We start from the raw sequence: 13,508 nt of genomic DNA, 5'->3' as shown, positions 1-13,508 counted from the left end.
GCGAATTGTGCGGCAGGACGGTTAAACGGCGCGTTCGACCCCGAGCGTCGTTCCGGGCGGTCGCGACCGTCGCTGCCCCGCCGGGAGTTCAGGGGCCGTCGCCGGCGAGCAGTCGGGCGATCCACGCCCTCGGGCCGGGGAGGACCGCGCCCGCCTCGACCGCGACCGGATCCCGGTCGACATCGAACGGCGCCCGCCCGGCGTCGTCGCGTGCGGCGTCCCGAGGGGACCAGACTAACTCGGTGTCGGACTCGCGCTCGGGCGCGTCGCCGCGGACCGTCCACCCGGGCTCGCCGCGGACGGTGAGGCGGTCGGCGGCGAGGTACCGCGCGCCCTCGCCGCCCACGACGAACGGAGTCGAGGGCGAGGCGGGCGTCAAGGGGGTGAAGACCGTGACGCCGAGGTGTCGCTCCGTCGCGTTCGGGTCGCGGTAGTCGACGACGAGCGTCTCGCCGTCGAGCCGGGCGCTGAGGTCCCTCGGCTCCGCGACGCCGTCACGGGCCGCCTCGGCCGCGACCGCGCGACGGAGGCTGTCGTTCGCCGCGAGCGCGTCCGCGCCGGCCGCGAGGTCGGCGCGCGCCCGCCAGGTGGTCGAGCCGTTCGCGTGAATCGTGACGGTCAGTTCGCTCTCGCTGGCGACCACGCGCTCGCCGCTCGGCGCGGTCCGGTCGAGGTCGCAGACGCCGCACACCGGCGTCGGCGGGGCGCGGGCGTCGACGGCCGGGACGGCGACCGCCGCGGTCGCGCACAGGAGCAGTGCGACCAGCAGTGGGAGGGCGCGGGGACGCATGCGACCGGAGCTACTCCGGGAGCCGGCAAGTATCCTGTGGCGCCCGAGGGGGCCGCGCTGCCGCGGCCGACGGACCTAACCGCCGCCCTCGCCAACCGCGCACCGATGACCGACGTTCCGCTCGAACACGTTCACGTCGCGCCGGACGGCGAGGCCGACGGCGAGCCCGCGCCCGCCGTCTTCGTCCTCCACGGCCGCGGCGCCGACGAGGAAGACTTGCTCCCCGTCGCCGCCGAGCTGCCGGGCGACCGCCACGTCGTCAGCCTCCGCGCGCCCGACCCGCTCCAGGGCGGGTACACGTGGTACGAGCTCGACCTCTCGGCGGGCGGCCTGGAGTCGAGCCAGCCGGACGCAGAGGACTTCCGCCGGAGCCTCGATCTGATCGTCGAGAGCGTCGAGGGCGCCGTGGACGCGTACGGGCTCGACGCCGACCGGATCGGCCTGGTCGGGTTCAGCCAAGGCGCGATCACGAGCCTCTCGCTCCTCCTCGAAGCGCCCGACCGCTACGCCTGGGTCGTCGCGCTCCACGGCTACCTCGCGGAGTCGCACGCCGACCTCGATCCGGCGGGGATCGACGGCAAGCCGGTCTTCGTCGGCGCGGGCGCCGGCGACCGCGTGATCCCCGAGTCGCGGACGCAGGCGGCGGTCGACCGGCTCGAAGCCGTCGGCGCCGACGTCGCTCACGGGAGCTTCCCGGGCGGGCACGGCATCGGCCCGCAGGAGCTCGAAGCGGTCGTCGAGTTCGTCGGGTCGCAGACGGCGTAGGGCACGCGGGAAACCGACTCGGAGCCCCGGCTCCGGCAGGTTCAAACCGCTCGCCCACGACGTTCCGGTATGAGCGTCGAACAGGTCTCCATCGAGGACCTCGGCCGAGAGCTCGGCGAGCGGATCGCCGAAACTCCGGAGTACGAGCGCTTCGAAGAGGCGAGAGCCGCGGTCCAGCGCGACGAGGAGGTCCAGCAGCGAATCGACGAGTTCGAGCAGCTCCGCGCGGAGTTCATGCAGGCCCGGCAGACCGGGCAGGCGACGAACGCCGAGCTCCAGCGCGTCCAGGAGGCGCAAGACGAGCTCCACTCGATGCCGGTGATGAGCGAGTACCTCGACGCGCAGGACGACCTGGAGGACACGCTGGAAGCGGTCAACGAGGCCATCTCGGAACCGCTCGCGGTCGACTTCGGCGGCGAGGCCGGCGGCTGCTGTCAGGACTGACACGCGGATCGATCCCGTCGGCGACTGCGGCGGAGAACTCACCGCACCGCGGCGCGTCGCCGACCGACTCCCTATCCCGGATCCCGACCCACAATCGCCGTGATAGCCGTCGCCGGCGGGAAGGGCGGAAGCGGAAAGACGACAACTACCCTCGGGCTCGCCCGCGCGCTCTCGCGGCGCGGCGCGCCGGTGGTCGCGGCCGACGCCGACTGGGACCTGCCGAACCTCGCGCGGTTGGCCGCGGAGACCGGCACGGAGTCGCCGGCGGCCGACGCCGGCGGCCACGTCGACGGGACGGGGGCACGGACCGTTCTCGGCGCGGTCCGCGACGCGGCTCCGCTCCGTCCGGACCGCTCGGGCCCGACAGTCCTCGCGGCGCCGGACGCGCCGCGGTCGGTCGACGCCGGCGCGACGTTCGACGCCCTCGCGGGGGCGACGCCCGACGGGGCGCCGGTACTGCTCGACAGTCCCGCGGGCGCGTCGCCGGACGTGGCCGCGCCCCTGCGGGCGGCGGACCGCGCGCTGATCGCGACGCCGCTCAGGCGCGCCGCGCTCCGCGACGCCGCGAAGACGGCGGCGATCGCCCGGCGGCTCGGCTGCCCGGCGGTCGGCGCGGTCGTGATCGGGGAGGCGAGCGTGCCCGACCGAGTGGCGAGCCTGCTCGGCTGTCCCGTCCTCGGGACGGTCCCGGACGGCGGCGGCGCCCCGCTGTCCGACCCGGCCGTCCGGAGCGCGTACGACGACCTCGCCTCGCGGCTCTGCGAGACCGCGGCGGCGAGCGGATGGCAGGTCGCGTGAGGATCGCGCCCACCGGCGACGCCGGAACGGCGGACGACGGGGTCGCGACCGGCCGAGAGGGCCGCCATCGACAGACCCAAGCCTCCACGGGCGGCAGCGATCGTATGGAGACGCTTCCGACTGGGATCTCGGTGCTGGACCGACAGTTCGGCGGGGGGCTCCCGAGCGGTAGCGTCGTCGTGTTGAAGGCGAACCCGGACAGCCAGTCCGAGCTCATCTTGGACCGGTTCGCCAGGGTCCGCCGGTGCCGCTACCTGACCACCGTCCGCTCCGCCGACGCGGTGGAGGCGTCGCTGAGCGGCGACGGCGACGAGGAGACGACCGTCGAGGCCCCGACGGAGGCCGGCGACCTCGACGAGGCCGCGGCGCTGACCGGCGACCTCCCCGAGGCCGGCACGCTGATCGTCGACTCCGTGGAGCCGCTGGAGGACGGCGCGGCGCCGGCGGCGTACGCCGAGTTCCTCGGCGACCTGCGGTCCCGGGTCGACGACGCCGGCGGTGTCGCGCTGCTCCACGCGCTCCGCGGCGGCGAGGACCCGCGGACGCGGCGGGTCACGGAGCAGGTCGCGGACGTGGTGTTCGACCTGCGCACGACCGTCGCCGGGACCGAGATCGCGAACCGCCTCGTCGTCCCCAAGTTCCGGGGCGGCGCGGCCCTCGAAGAGCCGCTGAAACTGAAGCTCACGGACACGGTCGCGGTCGACACGAGCCGCGACATCGCCTGACGCGCTCGGCCGCCCCGACGCGGATTACGGCGCCGCGGACGCGAGGACCACGAGGACGCCCGCGAGGGCCGCCGCGACCGCCCAGTTCCGCGCGGTGTCGAACGCGCCGTACGGCCCGCCCTTCCGCGAGAAGAGGTACAGCGCGTAGACGGCGAGCGGCGCCAGCGTCGGCAGCGTCGCCACGGAGACGACGCCGGTGAAACTCGACAGCAGCGCGACCGCGACCGTCGCCGCGCCCGCGACCCCGGCGACGACCGCGTCCTCGCGCGCCCGTTCGATCTCCATACTCGGTGTGGACGCGGCGGCGGCCAAAAGGGATCCGTTCGCCGGACGCCCGCTCTCCGCCGGGTCGTGCGACTCGTGCGCGCCGGGGCCGCGGCTCGGCGAGAGAAAAAACGGCCGAACCGAGGCCGGCAGAAGCGCGTTACTCCTCGTCGATCTCGTCGACGATCTCGTCGGCGTCGACGTCGACGTCCTCGAGCGCCTCCTCGATGTCGACGTCGCCGGCGCCGGCGCCGCCCATGCCGCCCATCATGCCGCCGAGACCGCCCATGCCGCCGCCCTCGATGACCTCCTCGATGACCACGCGGTCGAGGTCGAGGCGGTCCATGAGGTCCTGCGCGATCTGCTGTTTCTGGAACATCCACTGCTGGTTCATCTGCATCGCCTGCGTCGCCGTGACGTAGAGGACGTCCTTCTCGACCTCCTCGGTCTCGACGGTCTCCTCGCCGTCGTCGTCCTCGGTGACGGTCTCCTCCTCCTCGGTCTCCGTCTCGATGCGGACCTCGGGCGCCTCCTGGAGGTACATGCCGAGCATGCCGGACGCCTGCTCCTCGCGGTCGTCGATAACTTCGATGATCTCGTACTCGTACTCGAGGTCCTCGCCGGCCAGCGGGTGGTTGAAGTCGACGCGGGCGCGCCCGCCGATGATCGTCTCGAGGTGGCCCTGCTGGTTGTCGATCTGGACCTGCGCGCCGGGGTAGCGGCTGTCCTCCGGGATCTTGTCGGCCTTGACCGTCTCGACCTCGTCGGGGTCGTACTCGCCGAAGGCGTCCTCGGCGGGGACGTCGACCGTGCCTTCGTCGCCGACGGTGCCGCCGATGAACGCCTCCTCGACGGAGGGGAACACGTGGCCGGCGCCGAGCGCGATGATGCGGGGCTCGAACTCGTACTCGTCGACGTCGATCTCGGCGTCCTCGGCCGTCTCCTTGTCGGTCGTGTCGATGACGCGGTCGTCGTCGGCCGTGCGGATCGTGTACGCGACGCGGACGAAGTCGCCGTCTTCGAGTCCGTCGGCGTCAGTCTCGGTCTCGGTCTCCTCGGCCTCCTCGGCCGCGTCCGCTTGCTCCTGATCGCTCATACCTGAAGGTCACCTGTTACACCCTTAAGAAGCACGGTTCGGCCCGAAGCCCGCCGGCGAACGGGAGACAGCGGCGGGTCGGCGGACGACGCGCCCCCCCAACGGCCGGCGGTGCCGTCCCGGACCGCCGCGGAGTCCCGCGCCGCTTATGAACGCCCCGGCCGCACCCTCGAGCATGTACGAGGTCGAGATCAAGGTCCCGGCCGACCTGGACGCGACGCGGGAGCGCCTCCGGGAGGCCGGCGCCGAGCGCGTCGACGCCCGCCGGCAGCGGGACACCTACTACGACGCGCCGCACCGCGAGTTCGCCGAGACCGACGAGGCGCTCCGGATCCGCCGCGAGGTCCCGCTCTCGGACGGCGCGGCGACCGACGAGGAGACGGCGACGGTCACCTACAAGGGGCCGCTCCTCGACGACGCCTCGAAGACGCGCGCCGAACACGAGACCGGCGTCGACGACGGCGAGGCCCTCGACGCGGTCCTCTCGGGGGTCGGGTTCGAGCCGGCGGCGACCGTCGAGAAGCGGCGCGAGTTCTGGTCGTACGACGGCTTCACCGTGACGCTCGACGCCGTGACGGGCCTCGACGAGTACGTCGAGATCGAGCGGGCAGTAGAGACGGAGGCCGAGGTCGACGCGGCGCGCGAGGCGGCGGTCGCGGCGCTCGACCGGCTCGGCCTCGACGCGGCCGAGCAGGTCCGGACCTCGTACCTCGGGCTGCTGTTGGCCGCGGCGGACGACTGAGGCCGAAGGACCGCGTCAGTCGTCCCCGTTTCTCCCGTCGTCCGCCGGCCGCTTCTCCGAGAGGACGGTCCGCTCGAACTCGCAGACGAGGACGTCGTCGTCCCCGTCGACGATCTTGAACGCCTCCACGCGCATCGTGACGACGCCGCGCTCGCCGTCGCTCGTCTCCCGCTTGTCGGTGACCGTCGACCGCGCGCGGATCGTGTCGCCGTGGAAGACGGGGTTCGGGTGTTCCACCTCGTCGTACGACAGGTTCGCGACGATGGTCCCGTCGGTCGTCTCCGGGATGGAGAGGCCGACCGCGAGCGACATGGTGTACAGGCCGTTCACCAGGCGCTCGCCGAACTGCGTCTCGGCGGCGAAGTCGGCGTCGAGGTGGAGCGGCTGCTGGTTCATCGTCATGTCGCAAAAGCGCTGGTTGTCCGCCTCGCTGATGGTCCGCCGCTTCGCGTGGTCTATCGTCTCGCCGACCGCGAACTCCTCGTAGTACAGTCCGGGCATGGCCGCCCGCTCGGCCGGCGCAGTGAAATCGGTACCGCTCTCGGCTCGGCCGGCGGCTTTTAGCCGTGCGCCCACGGACCTCCGCACATGCCACGCCGAAGCCTGCTGTTCTCGCCCGGCGACAGCCCCGACCTCATGCGGAAGGCGCCCGGGGCCGGCGCCGACGTGATCTGCTTCGACCTCGAAGACGCCGTCGCTCCCGGTCGGAAGGACGAGGCGAGGGCGGCGGTCCGCGACGTGCTCGCGGACCCCGCGTTCGACCCGGACGCCGAGGTCTGCGTCCGGCTGACCGCCGAGTCGCCCGCGGCCGACCTCGACGGGGTGCTGGGGACCGGCGAGGGCGAGTCGAGGGAGAGCGGACCGGACGGCGTCCGCCTCGACGCGGTGATGCTCCCGAAGGTCGAGGCCGCCGACCGGGTCGAACGCGTCGCCGCGCTGTGCGCCGAGCGCGGGCGCGACCCCGCCGTGTTCGCGCTCGTCGAGACCGCCGGCGGCGTGCTCTCGGCGCAGTCGGTCGCGGCCGCGAACGCGACCGACGCGCTCGTCTTCGGCGCCGAGGACCTCGCCGCAGACGTGGGCGCGACCCGGACCGACGAGGGGACCGAGGTGTTGTACGCCCGGGGACATGTCGTCCTCGCCGCGAGCGCGGCGGGCGTCGACGCGCTCGACACGGTGTTCACGGACTTCTCCGACGAGGCGGGGCTCCGCGAGGACGCGGCGTTCGCGCGGCGACTCGGCTACGACGGGAAGCTCGCCATCCATCCCGCGCAGGTGGGCCCGATCACCGAGGCGTTCTCCCCGGACCCCGAGGACGTGGAGTGGGCCGAACGGGTCCTCGACGCGCGCGACGAGGCGGAGCGGGAGGGGAGGACCGTCTTCCAGGTCGACGGCGAGATGATCGACGCGCCGCTCGTCGCGCAGGCGGAGCGGATCCTGGACCGCGCGCCCGACGCCGACCGGTAGCGTCCGCCCGCTGCGGGGATTTTCCGGGCCGTCCGTCACAATTAACCCCCGTCCATCAGCACGTACAGGTATGTCTTCTGAGGCGAACCCGTTCGAGAGTCTGCGAGAGCAGGTGGACGACGCCGCGGCGGTCGTCGACGCCGCCCCGGGCGTCATCGAGCGCCTGAAGAATCCGGAGCGAGTGCTGGAGACGAACCTCACGTTCGAGCGCGACGACGGCTCGCTGGAGACGGTTCGCGCCTACCGCTCGCAGTTCAACGGCGACCGCGGCCCGTACAAGGGCGGCATCCGCTATCACCCGGGCGTCACCCGCGACGAGGTGAAGGCGCTGTCCGGCTGGATGGCGTACAAGTGCGCGGTCGTCGACGTGCCCTACGGCGGCGGGAAGGGCGGGATCGCCATCGATCCGGCCGACTACTCCGAAGGGGAGTTAGAGCGCATCACCCGGGCGTTCGCGACCGAGCTGCGCCCCCTGATCGGCGAGGACCGCGACATCCCGGCGCCGGACGTCAACACCGGCCAGCGGGAGATGAACTGGATCAAAGACACCTACGAGACCTTAGAGAACACCACCGCGCCCGGCGTCATCACCGGGAAGGCGCTCGACTCCGGCGGCAGCGAGGGCCGCGTCGAGGCGACCGGCCGCTCCGTCGCGCTGTCGGTCCGCGAGGCGTTCGACTGGCTCGGTCGGGACCTCGACGGCGCGACCGTCGCCGTTCAGGGGTACGGCAACGCCGGCTCCGTCGCCGCCGCGCTGATCGACGACCTCGGCGCGAGCGTGGTCGCGGTCTCCGACTCCTCGGGCGCGGTCTCGGATCCCGACGGGTTCGACCCCCGCGACGTGAAGGCGCACAAGTCGGAGACCGGGTCGGTCACCGGCTACCCGGGTACCGACGCGCTCACGAACGACGAGCTGCTCACGCTCGACGTCGACTGCCTCGTCCCGGCCGCGCTGGAGAACGCGGTCGACGAGGACCTCGCGACGGACGTCGCCGCCGACTTGATCGTCGAGGCGGCGAACGGGCCGCTCACGCCCGGGGCCGACGACGTGCTCGCCGGGCGCGACGTCCACGTCGTCCCCGACATCCTCGCGAACGCGGGCGGCGTCACCGTCTCTTACTTCGAGTGGGTCCAGAACCGACAGCGGTTCAGCTGGACCGAGGAGCGCGTCAACGACGAGCTCGAACGAGTGATCACGGACGCCTTCGACACGTTGGTCGACACCTACGAGTCGAACGAGGTCGACACCCTCCGCACCGCGGCGTACGTCGTCGGCATCGGTCGGATCGTGGACGCGTACGACCAGGCCGGTAACTGGCCGTAGCGGTCGCCGCCCCCCCGCCCTCACTCCAGCGACGCGTCCCGGATCTCGACGTGCCCCCGGTCGCCCTCCCACACCGCGTCGTAGGTGAGGGCGATGCGCCGGTCCATGTGCGGGCCGTCGACGACGTACGTCTCGAACTCGCCGCCCTCGCCCAGCGGGTGGACCCCGTACTCCTCGCGGAGCGCGAGCAGGTCGTCGAGCGCGTCCGCGTCGAAGCGCCGCCCGAGCCACGACTCGTCGAGCCCGTACGCCGCCACCTGAACGATCCGGATCTCGAAGCCAGCGTCGAACATCGCCTCCGCGAGCTCGACCGGGTCCCGCTGCCACAGCGGCGCGAACAGGTCGATCCCGAGCCGGTCGCACATCGCCTGAATCCGGTTCGTCTGGAACTCGCTCTCGACCGCGCCCGCGGTGACGCCCGCGAGGTCGATGTCGTCGTCGGCCGCGAACTCGCGGAGCGCCGCCTCCATCGGCTCCAGCTCGGCGTCGCCTTGCGCGCCCGCGTCATCAACGTCGTCCGCGCCGAAGTCGTCGGGTGACACCTCGACGAGGTCGATCCCGACGCTCTCGGCCGCGAGCGCCGCGAGCTCCGTCGCCGGCGTGTGGTACATGTACGAGTCGCCGGCGGGGTGGACGGTCAGCAGCCGCGAGACGTCGAGTCCCTCCTCCAGCGCGCGGTACAGCGCCCACGAGGAGTCCTTCCCGCCGGAGAAGAGGCTCACCCAGTTGCTCATGACTCCGGGAGGGAGTCGCGCGGATAAAGGGTCGGCGGTCGGTCCGCGCTGGGACGCGCCGCCGCGAGGCCGCGTCTCGCGGGTCTGACGCGCCGTCAGTCCGAGATGAACTCGTTGTCGCGCCAGTTGACGCCGCCGTCCCCCTCGCCGGTGCCCTGCGGGCTCTCGACGACCTCAATGCTGGCGGGGCGCGGCTCGCCCTCGACGATCCGCGTCGCCTCCAGGTCGCCGTCCTCTTCGGTGATCGCGGTCAGCGTTCCCTTCTCTGAGAGGGTCGCGATCTTGCGGAGCACGAGGAACATCGGGTACTGGAGAGCGGAGTTCTGGAGGACGGTCTCGCGGTCGCCCTTGAAGCAGGCGAACTCGACGAGCTCGGAGGGGATCTCCTCTTCCTCGTCGTCCATCCACTGCGGGCCGCCGGCGCGGGGCGGCTCCTCCTCCCAGACGCGGGTCTCCGTGACCGACGCCTTCAGCTGCGCCGTGGGGGTGTACTTGCTGATCGACTCGTCGTCGGACAGGGCCTTGATGATGAGTGTGTTGTTTCGACGCGTGATGTCGATGTCGTCGATCTCCTCCGGCAGATCGGGGTCTTCGTCGAAGTACGTCTCTACGTCTTCGAGGGGCAGTTCGAGCGTCGAATGAAGTCGGAACACGCGGCCTGTCATTGTTTGTGGGATGCAGTGGGGTCGAACCGGTGGTCACGGCGGCAGCGGCAACGGCTGCACCTGCCCTATGTAGGCACCGTAGGTTTATATGGACTGCCCTTCGAGATGTGCGGATCGGCGCGGCGATCGGACGGGGTCACCGCGACGGGCCCACCGGTATCGCCGCGGGACCGAGTCGAATGTTACGCGGAACCCGGCTCACTCGGCGCCCAGCTCCGCGGCGAGCTCGCCGCGCTCGTCCAGCTCGGCGAGCACGTCGCTCCCGCCGACGAACTCGCCGTCGACGAACGTCTGCGGGATCGTCTCCCAGCCGCTGTGGGACTCGAGCGCCTCGCGGTACTGCGGCAGCGCGGGCAGCACGTCGACGGTCTCGAACTCCTCGACGTGCTGGGAGATCAGTTCGACGGCGCGCTGCGAGTAGCCGCACTGCGGCATCAGGCGGTTCCCCTTCATGAAAAGCACAACGTCGTTGTCGGCGATGGTCGCCTCGACGCGCTCCTCGATCGCTTCCGGGTCGGCGTCCGTTCCGGGGCTGAAGGTCATGACATCTCGTACGCGTCGGCGAGGCAAATGGGTTCCGCACGGGGCGTCCGCGCGCGGGCCGCGGGCGGCGCGCCTACTCGTCGCGGTCGACGCGGACCACGTCGACGAGCGAGTACACGGGGACGCCGTCTATCTCGTCGTACCCCATCTTGTCGACCAAGACGACGCACGCGACGGGCTCGCCGCCCTGCTCGCGGATCGCGTCGATCGACTCCCGCATCGTCGTCCCCGAGGTGATGATGTCGTCGACGACGTAGCAGTCGCGGTTCCGGATCGCGGCGAAGTTCCGCGAGAAGCCGCCGCCGTGCTCGTCGATGTCCCCCTCCTCCCACTGGTGTTTCGCGGGGGCGTACGTGCCGAGGTCGGTGTCGAGCCGGTCCGCGACCGCGGTGGCGAGCGGCGCGCCCGCCTTCTCGATGCCGACCGTCAGGTCGACCGCCTCGCCCTGCTTGACGAGGAGGTCCGCCATCGCGCTCGCCGCGTAGCCGAGGCGGGTCGAGTCGCGCCCGAGCGCCGACCAGTCGACGTGGATGTCGGCGGAGGCGGTCGCGTCGGCCGCTTCCGCGCTCTCGGCGCCGCCGCCGCGCTCGACGAGCCAGCTCGCCGTCTCGCGGGAGACGTTCAGCTCGTCAGCGATCTCGCCCTTCGAGAGCCCCCGCTCCGCGAGCTCGGCCGCGCTGTCTATCAGGTCGTCAACGTTCTTCATACGCGGCGAATTCGACCGCCGTTTTAATAGTCGTGTCGTCATCCGCGAACGCGGCCTCGAAGTCGTCGAGCCCGTGGACGCCGGTCACGAGATCGCCCAAGAACTCGTCCGAGAGGTCCGAGAGCGACTCGACGGCGGACTCGAAGTGACCGTATCCGGAGTTGACGCTGCCGACGAGCGCCTTGTTGTGGAGGACGAACTCGCGGTGGAGCCGCCCGCCGTCGATCTCGAACTCCCAGTCGCCAGGGACGCCGAGCAGCGCGCCGACGCCGTTGGGCGCGAGCGCCTCGATGGTCTCGAACGCGTGCGGGGCGTACCCCGTCGCCTCGAAGACGAGGTCCATGGGCTCGTACGCGCCGGGCACCTCGGGGATCGGCGTCTCGTTGGAGTTCACATACGTCGCCCCCAGCGACTCGATGATATCGATCGTCGGGTCCGGGCGCTCGCGCCGCCCGAGACAGTAGATCCGCTCGAACTCCTCGTCGAGGGTCGCGACGGTCAGGAGGCCGAGCGACCCGTTGCCGAGGACGAGCGCGGACTCGGGCTCCCAGCGGAACGCCGACCGGCTGGCGTACGCGTGGTCGATCGCCTTCTCCGCGATCGAGACCGGCTCGACGAGGAACCCCCACTCGGCGAGCGCGGGCGGGATCTCGACTAAGAACTCCGCGGGGCTGGTGAAGTACTCGGCCATGAACCCGTGCGCGCCGACGATGCCGCGCTCGTGGTACTCCCCCTCCGGCGCCATGTCCGGCTCGCCGCGCGCGAAGTACTCGTTGGCGCCGTTCGGCGGCCGGCGGACCGTCGGAACGACCACGTCTCCGACCTCGAACGGCGTGTCGTTGGGGTCTTCGACCACGCCGACGGCCTCGTGGCCCAGCACGAGGTGGTCCTCGCCCGCGGGCGCCCCGCCGTGCCCGCCGGCGATGACCTCGTGGTCCGTCCCGTCGACGCCGACCCGCAGGGTCCGGACGAGCGCCTCACCGGGCGCGGGCTCCGGTCGCGGCTTCTCTGTCACGACCGGTTCGTCGGCTCCCTCGTAGACGGCTATCGCGTTCATGTCACGACCAAGGCGGTCAGCCACCAAAAGATTTCTTTTGTTGCGAGTAAACCTGCGCTCCGAGTCCCCCCGAGAGAGTTTTCACTCGGTCCGGCGTACGGATCGCCGTGTGTACCCTGACCCTGGCGTGGCGGACGTTCGGCGACGCCCCCGTCGCGCTCGCCGCCACCCGCGACGAGACGCTCGGTCGCCCGAGCGAGCCCCCCGCGGTTCGCGGCCGAACGAGCGGTGACGGCGGCCAGGCGGGCGACGGCGGCCGCGGAACGAACGGCGACGCCGACGGGCGCGTCCGGTACGTCGCTCCGCGCGACGCGGAGGCCGGCGGGACGTGGATCGGGGTCTCCGAGGGCGGCCTCGTCGTCGCCGTCACGAACCGGTGGCTCGACGCCGACCGCGATGGCGACCGCTCGCGCGGGCTGCTCGTCCGCGACTGCCTGACGGCCCCCTCGGCCGAGGCGGCGGTGCGAGCGGTCGAGCGCGAGCTCGACGAGCGCGACTACGACGGCTTCAACCTCGTCCTCGCGGACGAGCGGGCGGCGTTCCTGCTGGCGTACGACGGCGCCCTCGCGGTGACCAGACTCGATCCGGGCGTCCACGTCGTCGGCAACGTCGGCGGCGTGGTCAACGGCGCGGAGCGGTTCGCGGTCCCCGAGCGGCGGCGGGCGTTCGGCGAGGAGCGCGCCGACAGCGCGAGACGGATCGCGGCCGCCCTGGTCCCGGAGCCGGGCGAGGCGGGCGCGTCGTGGCTCGACCGCGCGAGCGGCGTCCTCGCCGACCACGAGTACGGCGCCTGCCTCCACGGCGACGGGTTCGGCACTCGGTCGTTCACCCGGATCCGGACCGGCGACGAGCCCGAGATGGCGTACGCCGACGGACCGCCCTGCGAGACGGCAGCGGAACCGGTGCCGCTCCCGGCCGACTTCGCGACCGGCCGCCGGTGAGACGGCCCCTGTGCGGCCGCGGGACGTGACGATCGGAAAGCCAGTTTTAAGCGATTCGGGGGGCGTGAGAGAGTATGAGCGCGTCCGAAATCGAGTCCGACCTGTCGGCGGACGAGCGCGCCGGCCTCGAACTCATCCGCGAGACCGGCGGCATCCACCAGAGCGACTTCTGGAAGGAGCTCGACGTCTCCTCGCGGAAGGGGAGCCGCATCGCCGAGTCCTTGGAGGAGGCCGGGGTCATCCAGCGAGAAGACACCGTCTACGACGGCCACAACACCTACTACTTAGAGCCCGCGCCGCGCGACCTCGACTTTTCGCTACTGATGGCCGACGACATGCTCTCCCCGTTCATCGGCGAGGAGGAGGTCGACGCGCAGGCCGACGCCTTCTCGCAGTGGATGATGAACCTCGCGTACGAGGAGTACTGAGGCCGACTCCCGGCGCGTCGTT

The 13,508-nt window shown here is 71.9% G+C and carries 18 protein-coding genes; 9 read left to right on the top strand and 9 right to left on the bottom strand.

Features of this window, described 5'->3' with window-relative positions; translation table 11 throughout:
- Nucleotides 1–88: 88 nt before the first annotated feature.
- Nucleotides 89–790: a hypothetical protein gene (locus tag EXE50_RS00860; RefSeq protein WP_137704091.1), complete on the bottom strand. Its 702-nt coding sequence runs from the start codon at nt 788–790 to the stop codon at nt 89–91.
- A 105-nt stretch (nt 791–895) separates the two neighbouring features.
- Between EXE50_RS00860 and EXE50_RS00855 the strand changes: the two genes are divergently transcribed.
- From EXE50_RS00855 to EXE50_RS00840, 4 genes are all read left to right on the top strand, one after another.
- Entirely contained in the window at nt 896–1,555 is a 660-nt protein-coding gene (locus EXE50_RS00855) for an alpha/beta hydrolase (RefSeq protein WP_053772238.1), read from the top strand.
- 69 nt (nt 1,556–1,624) lie between these two features.
- On the top strand, nt 1,625–1,999 hold the full coding sequence (locus EXE50_RS00850) for a YlbF family regulator (protein ID WP_053772239.1): 375 nt from the start codon (nt 1,625–1,627) through the stop codon (nt 1,997–1,999).
- A gap of 99 nt (nt 2,000–2,098) precedes the next feature.
- Nucleotides 2,099–2,797 (top strand): P-loop NTPase, encoded by a 699-nt coding sequence (locus EXE50_RS00845; RefSeq protein WP_137704090.1) that lies wholly within the window; start codon nt 2,099–2,101, stop codon nt 2,795–2,797.
- Nucleotides 2,798–2,901: 104 nt separating this feature from the next.
- Nucleotides 2,902–3,522, top strand: a complete 621-nt coding sequence (locus tag EXE50_RS00840) for a transcriptional regulator (RefSeq protein WP_053772241.1) — start codon at nt 2,902–2,904, stop codon at nt 3,520–3,522.
- Nucleotides 3,523–3,546: 24 nt separating this feature from the next.
- On the opposite strand, the gene EXE50_RS00835 is transcribed toward EXE50_RS00840, so the two are convergent.
- Together EXE50_RS00835 and EXE50_RS00830 are read right to left on the bottom strand one after the other, a co-directional pair.
- Entirely contained in the window at nt 3,547–3,807 is a 261-nt protein-coding gene (locus EXE50_RS00835; RefSeq protein WP_053772242.1) for a hypothetical protein, read from the bottom strand.
- Nucleotides 3,808–3,946: 139 nt separating this feature from the next.
- Complete coding sequence (locus EXE50_RS00830) at nt 3,947–4,882, bottom strand: peptidylprolyl isomerase (RefSeq protein ID WP_137704089.1); 936 nt, start codon at nt 4,880–4,882, stop codon at nt 3,947–3,949.
- A gap of 175 nt (nt 4,883–5,057) precedes the next feature.
- Between EXE50_RS00830 and cyaB the strand changes: the two genes are divergently transcribed.
- Nucleotides 5,058–5,624, top strand: a complete 567-nt coding sequence (gene cyaB, locus EXE50_RS00825; protein WP_053772244.1) for a class IV adenylate cyclase — start codon at nt 5,058–5,060, stop codon at nt 5,622–5,624.
- Between the two features lie 15 nt (nt 5,625–5,639).
- On the opposite strand, the gene EXE50_RS00820 is transcribed toward cyaB, so the two are convergent.
- A complete protein-coding gene (locus EXE50_RS00820) occupies nt 5,640–6,125 on the bottom strand; it encodes a MaoC family dehydratase (protein WP_053772245.1) in 486 nt (161 codons plus the stop codon).
- Nucleotides 6,126–6,212: 87 nt separating this feature from the next.
- Here EXE50_RS00820 and EXE50_RS00815 point away from each other — a divergent pair, with 87 nt between their 5' ends.
- On the top strand, nt 6,213–7,088 hold the full coding sequence (locus tag EXE50_RS00815) for a CoA ester lyase (protein WP_137704088.1): 876 nt from the start codon (nt 6,213–6,215) through the stop codon (nt 7,086–7,088).
- A gap of 70 nt (nt 7,089–7,158) precedes the next feature.
- Nucleotides 7,159–8,412: a Glu/Leu/Phe/Val dehydrogenase gene (locus EXE50_RS00810; RefSeq protein WP_053772247.1), complete on the top strand. Its 1,254-nt coding sequence runs from the start codon at nt 7,159–7,161 to the stop codon at nt 8,410–8,412.
- A 20-nt stretch (nt 8,413–8,432) separates the two neighbouring features.
- Here EXE50_RS00810 and EXE50_RS00805 read toward each other — a convergent pair whose 3' ends face one another.
- The 5 genes from EXE50_RS00805 to EXE50_RS00785 all read right to left on the bottom strand — a co-directional run bounded on the left by EXE50_RS00805 (nt 8,433) and on the right by EXE50_RS00785 (nt 12,117).
- On the bottom strand, nt 8,433–9,146 hold the full coding sequence (locus EXE50_RS00805) for a diphthine--ammonia ligase (protein ID WP_137704087.1): 714 nt from the start codon (nt 9,144–9,146) through the stop codon (nt 8,433–8,435).
- A gap of 95 nt (nt 9,147–9,241) precedes the next feature.
- On the bottom strand, nt 9,242–9,811 hold the full coding sequence (locus tag EXE50_RS00800) for a hypothetical protein (protein WP_053772249.1): 570 nt from the start codon (nt 9,809–9,811) through the stop codon (nt 9,242–9,244).
- Between the two features lie 198 nt (nt 9,812–10,009).
- Nucleotides 10,010–10,354: a glutaredoxin gene (locus EXE50_RS00795; RefSeq protein ID WP_053772250.1), complete on the bottom strand. Its 345-nt coding sequence runs from the start codon at nt 10,352–10,354 to the stop codon at nt 10,010–10,012.
- Between the two features lie 73 nt (nt 10,355–10,427).
- Nucleotides 10,428–11,060, bottom strand: coding sequence for a transcriptional regulator GfcR (gene gfcR / locus EXE50_RS00790; protein WP_053772251.1), 633 nt, complete (start codon nt 11,058–11,060; stop codon nt 10,428–10,430).
- Nucleotides 11,047–12,117, bottom strand: coding sequence for a glucose 1-dehydrogenase (locus tag EXE50_RS00785; RefSeq protein WP_053772252.1), 1,071 nt, complete (start codon nt 12,115–12,117; stop codon nt 11,047–11,049). Before EXE50_RS00785 ends, gfcR begins: the two co-directional genes overlap by 14 nt.
- A gap of 107 nt (nt 12,118–12,224) precedes the next feature.
- On the opposite strand from EXE50_RS00785, the gene EXE50_RS00780 reads away from it, so the two are divergent.
- Both EXE50_RS00780 and EXE50_RS00775 read left to right on the top strand, forming a co-directional pair.
- Complete coding sequence (locus EXE50_RS00780; protein ID WP_137704086.1) at nt 12,225–13,058, top strand: NRDE family protein; 834 nt, start codon at nt 12,225–12,227, stop codon at nt 13,056–13,058.
- Nucleotides 13,059–13,132: 74 nt separating this feature from the next.
- Nucleotides 13,133–13,486: a hypothetical protein gene (locus tag EXE50_RS00775; protein ID WP_004598213.1), complete on the top strand. Its 354-nt coding sequence runs from the start codon at nt 13,133–13,135 to the stop codon at nt 13,484–13,486.
- The last annotated feature ends 22 nt before the right edge of the window (nt 13,487–13,508 follow it).

This window comes from Halorubrum sp. ARQ200 (assembly GCF_005435115.1).
Classification (GTDB): Archaea; Halobacteriota; Halobacteria; order Halobacteriales; family Haloferacaceae; genus Halorubrum; species Halorubrum tropicale.
The sequence above is the reverse complement of the archived record's forward strand: the minus strand, read 5'-3'. Positions and strand labels throughout refer to the sequence as shown.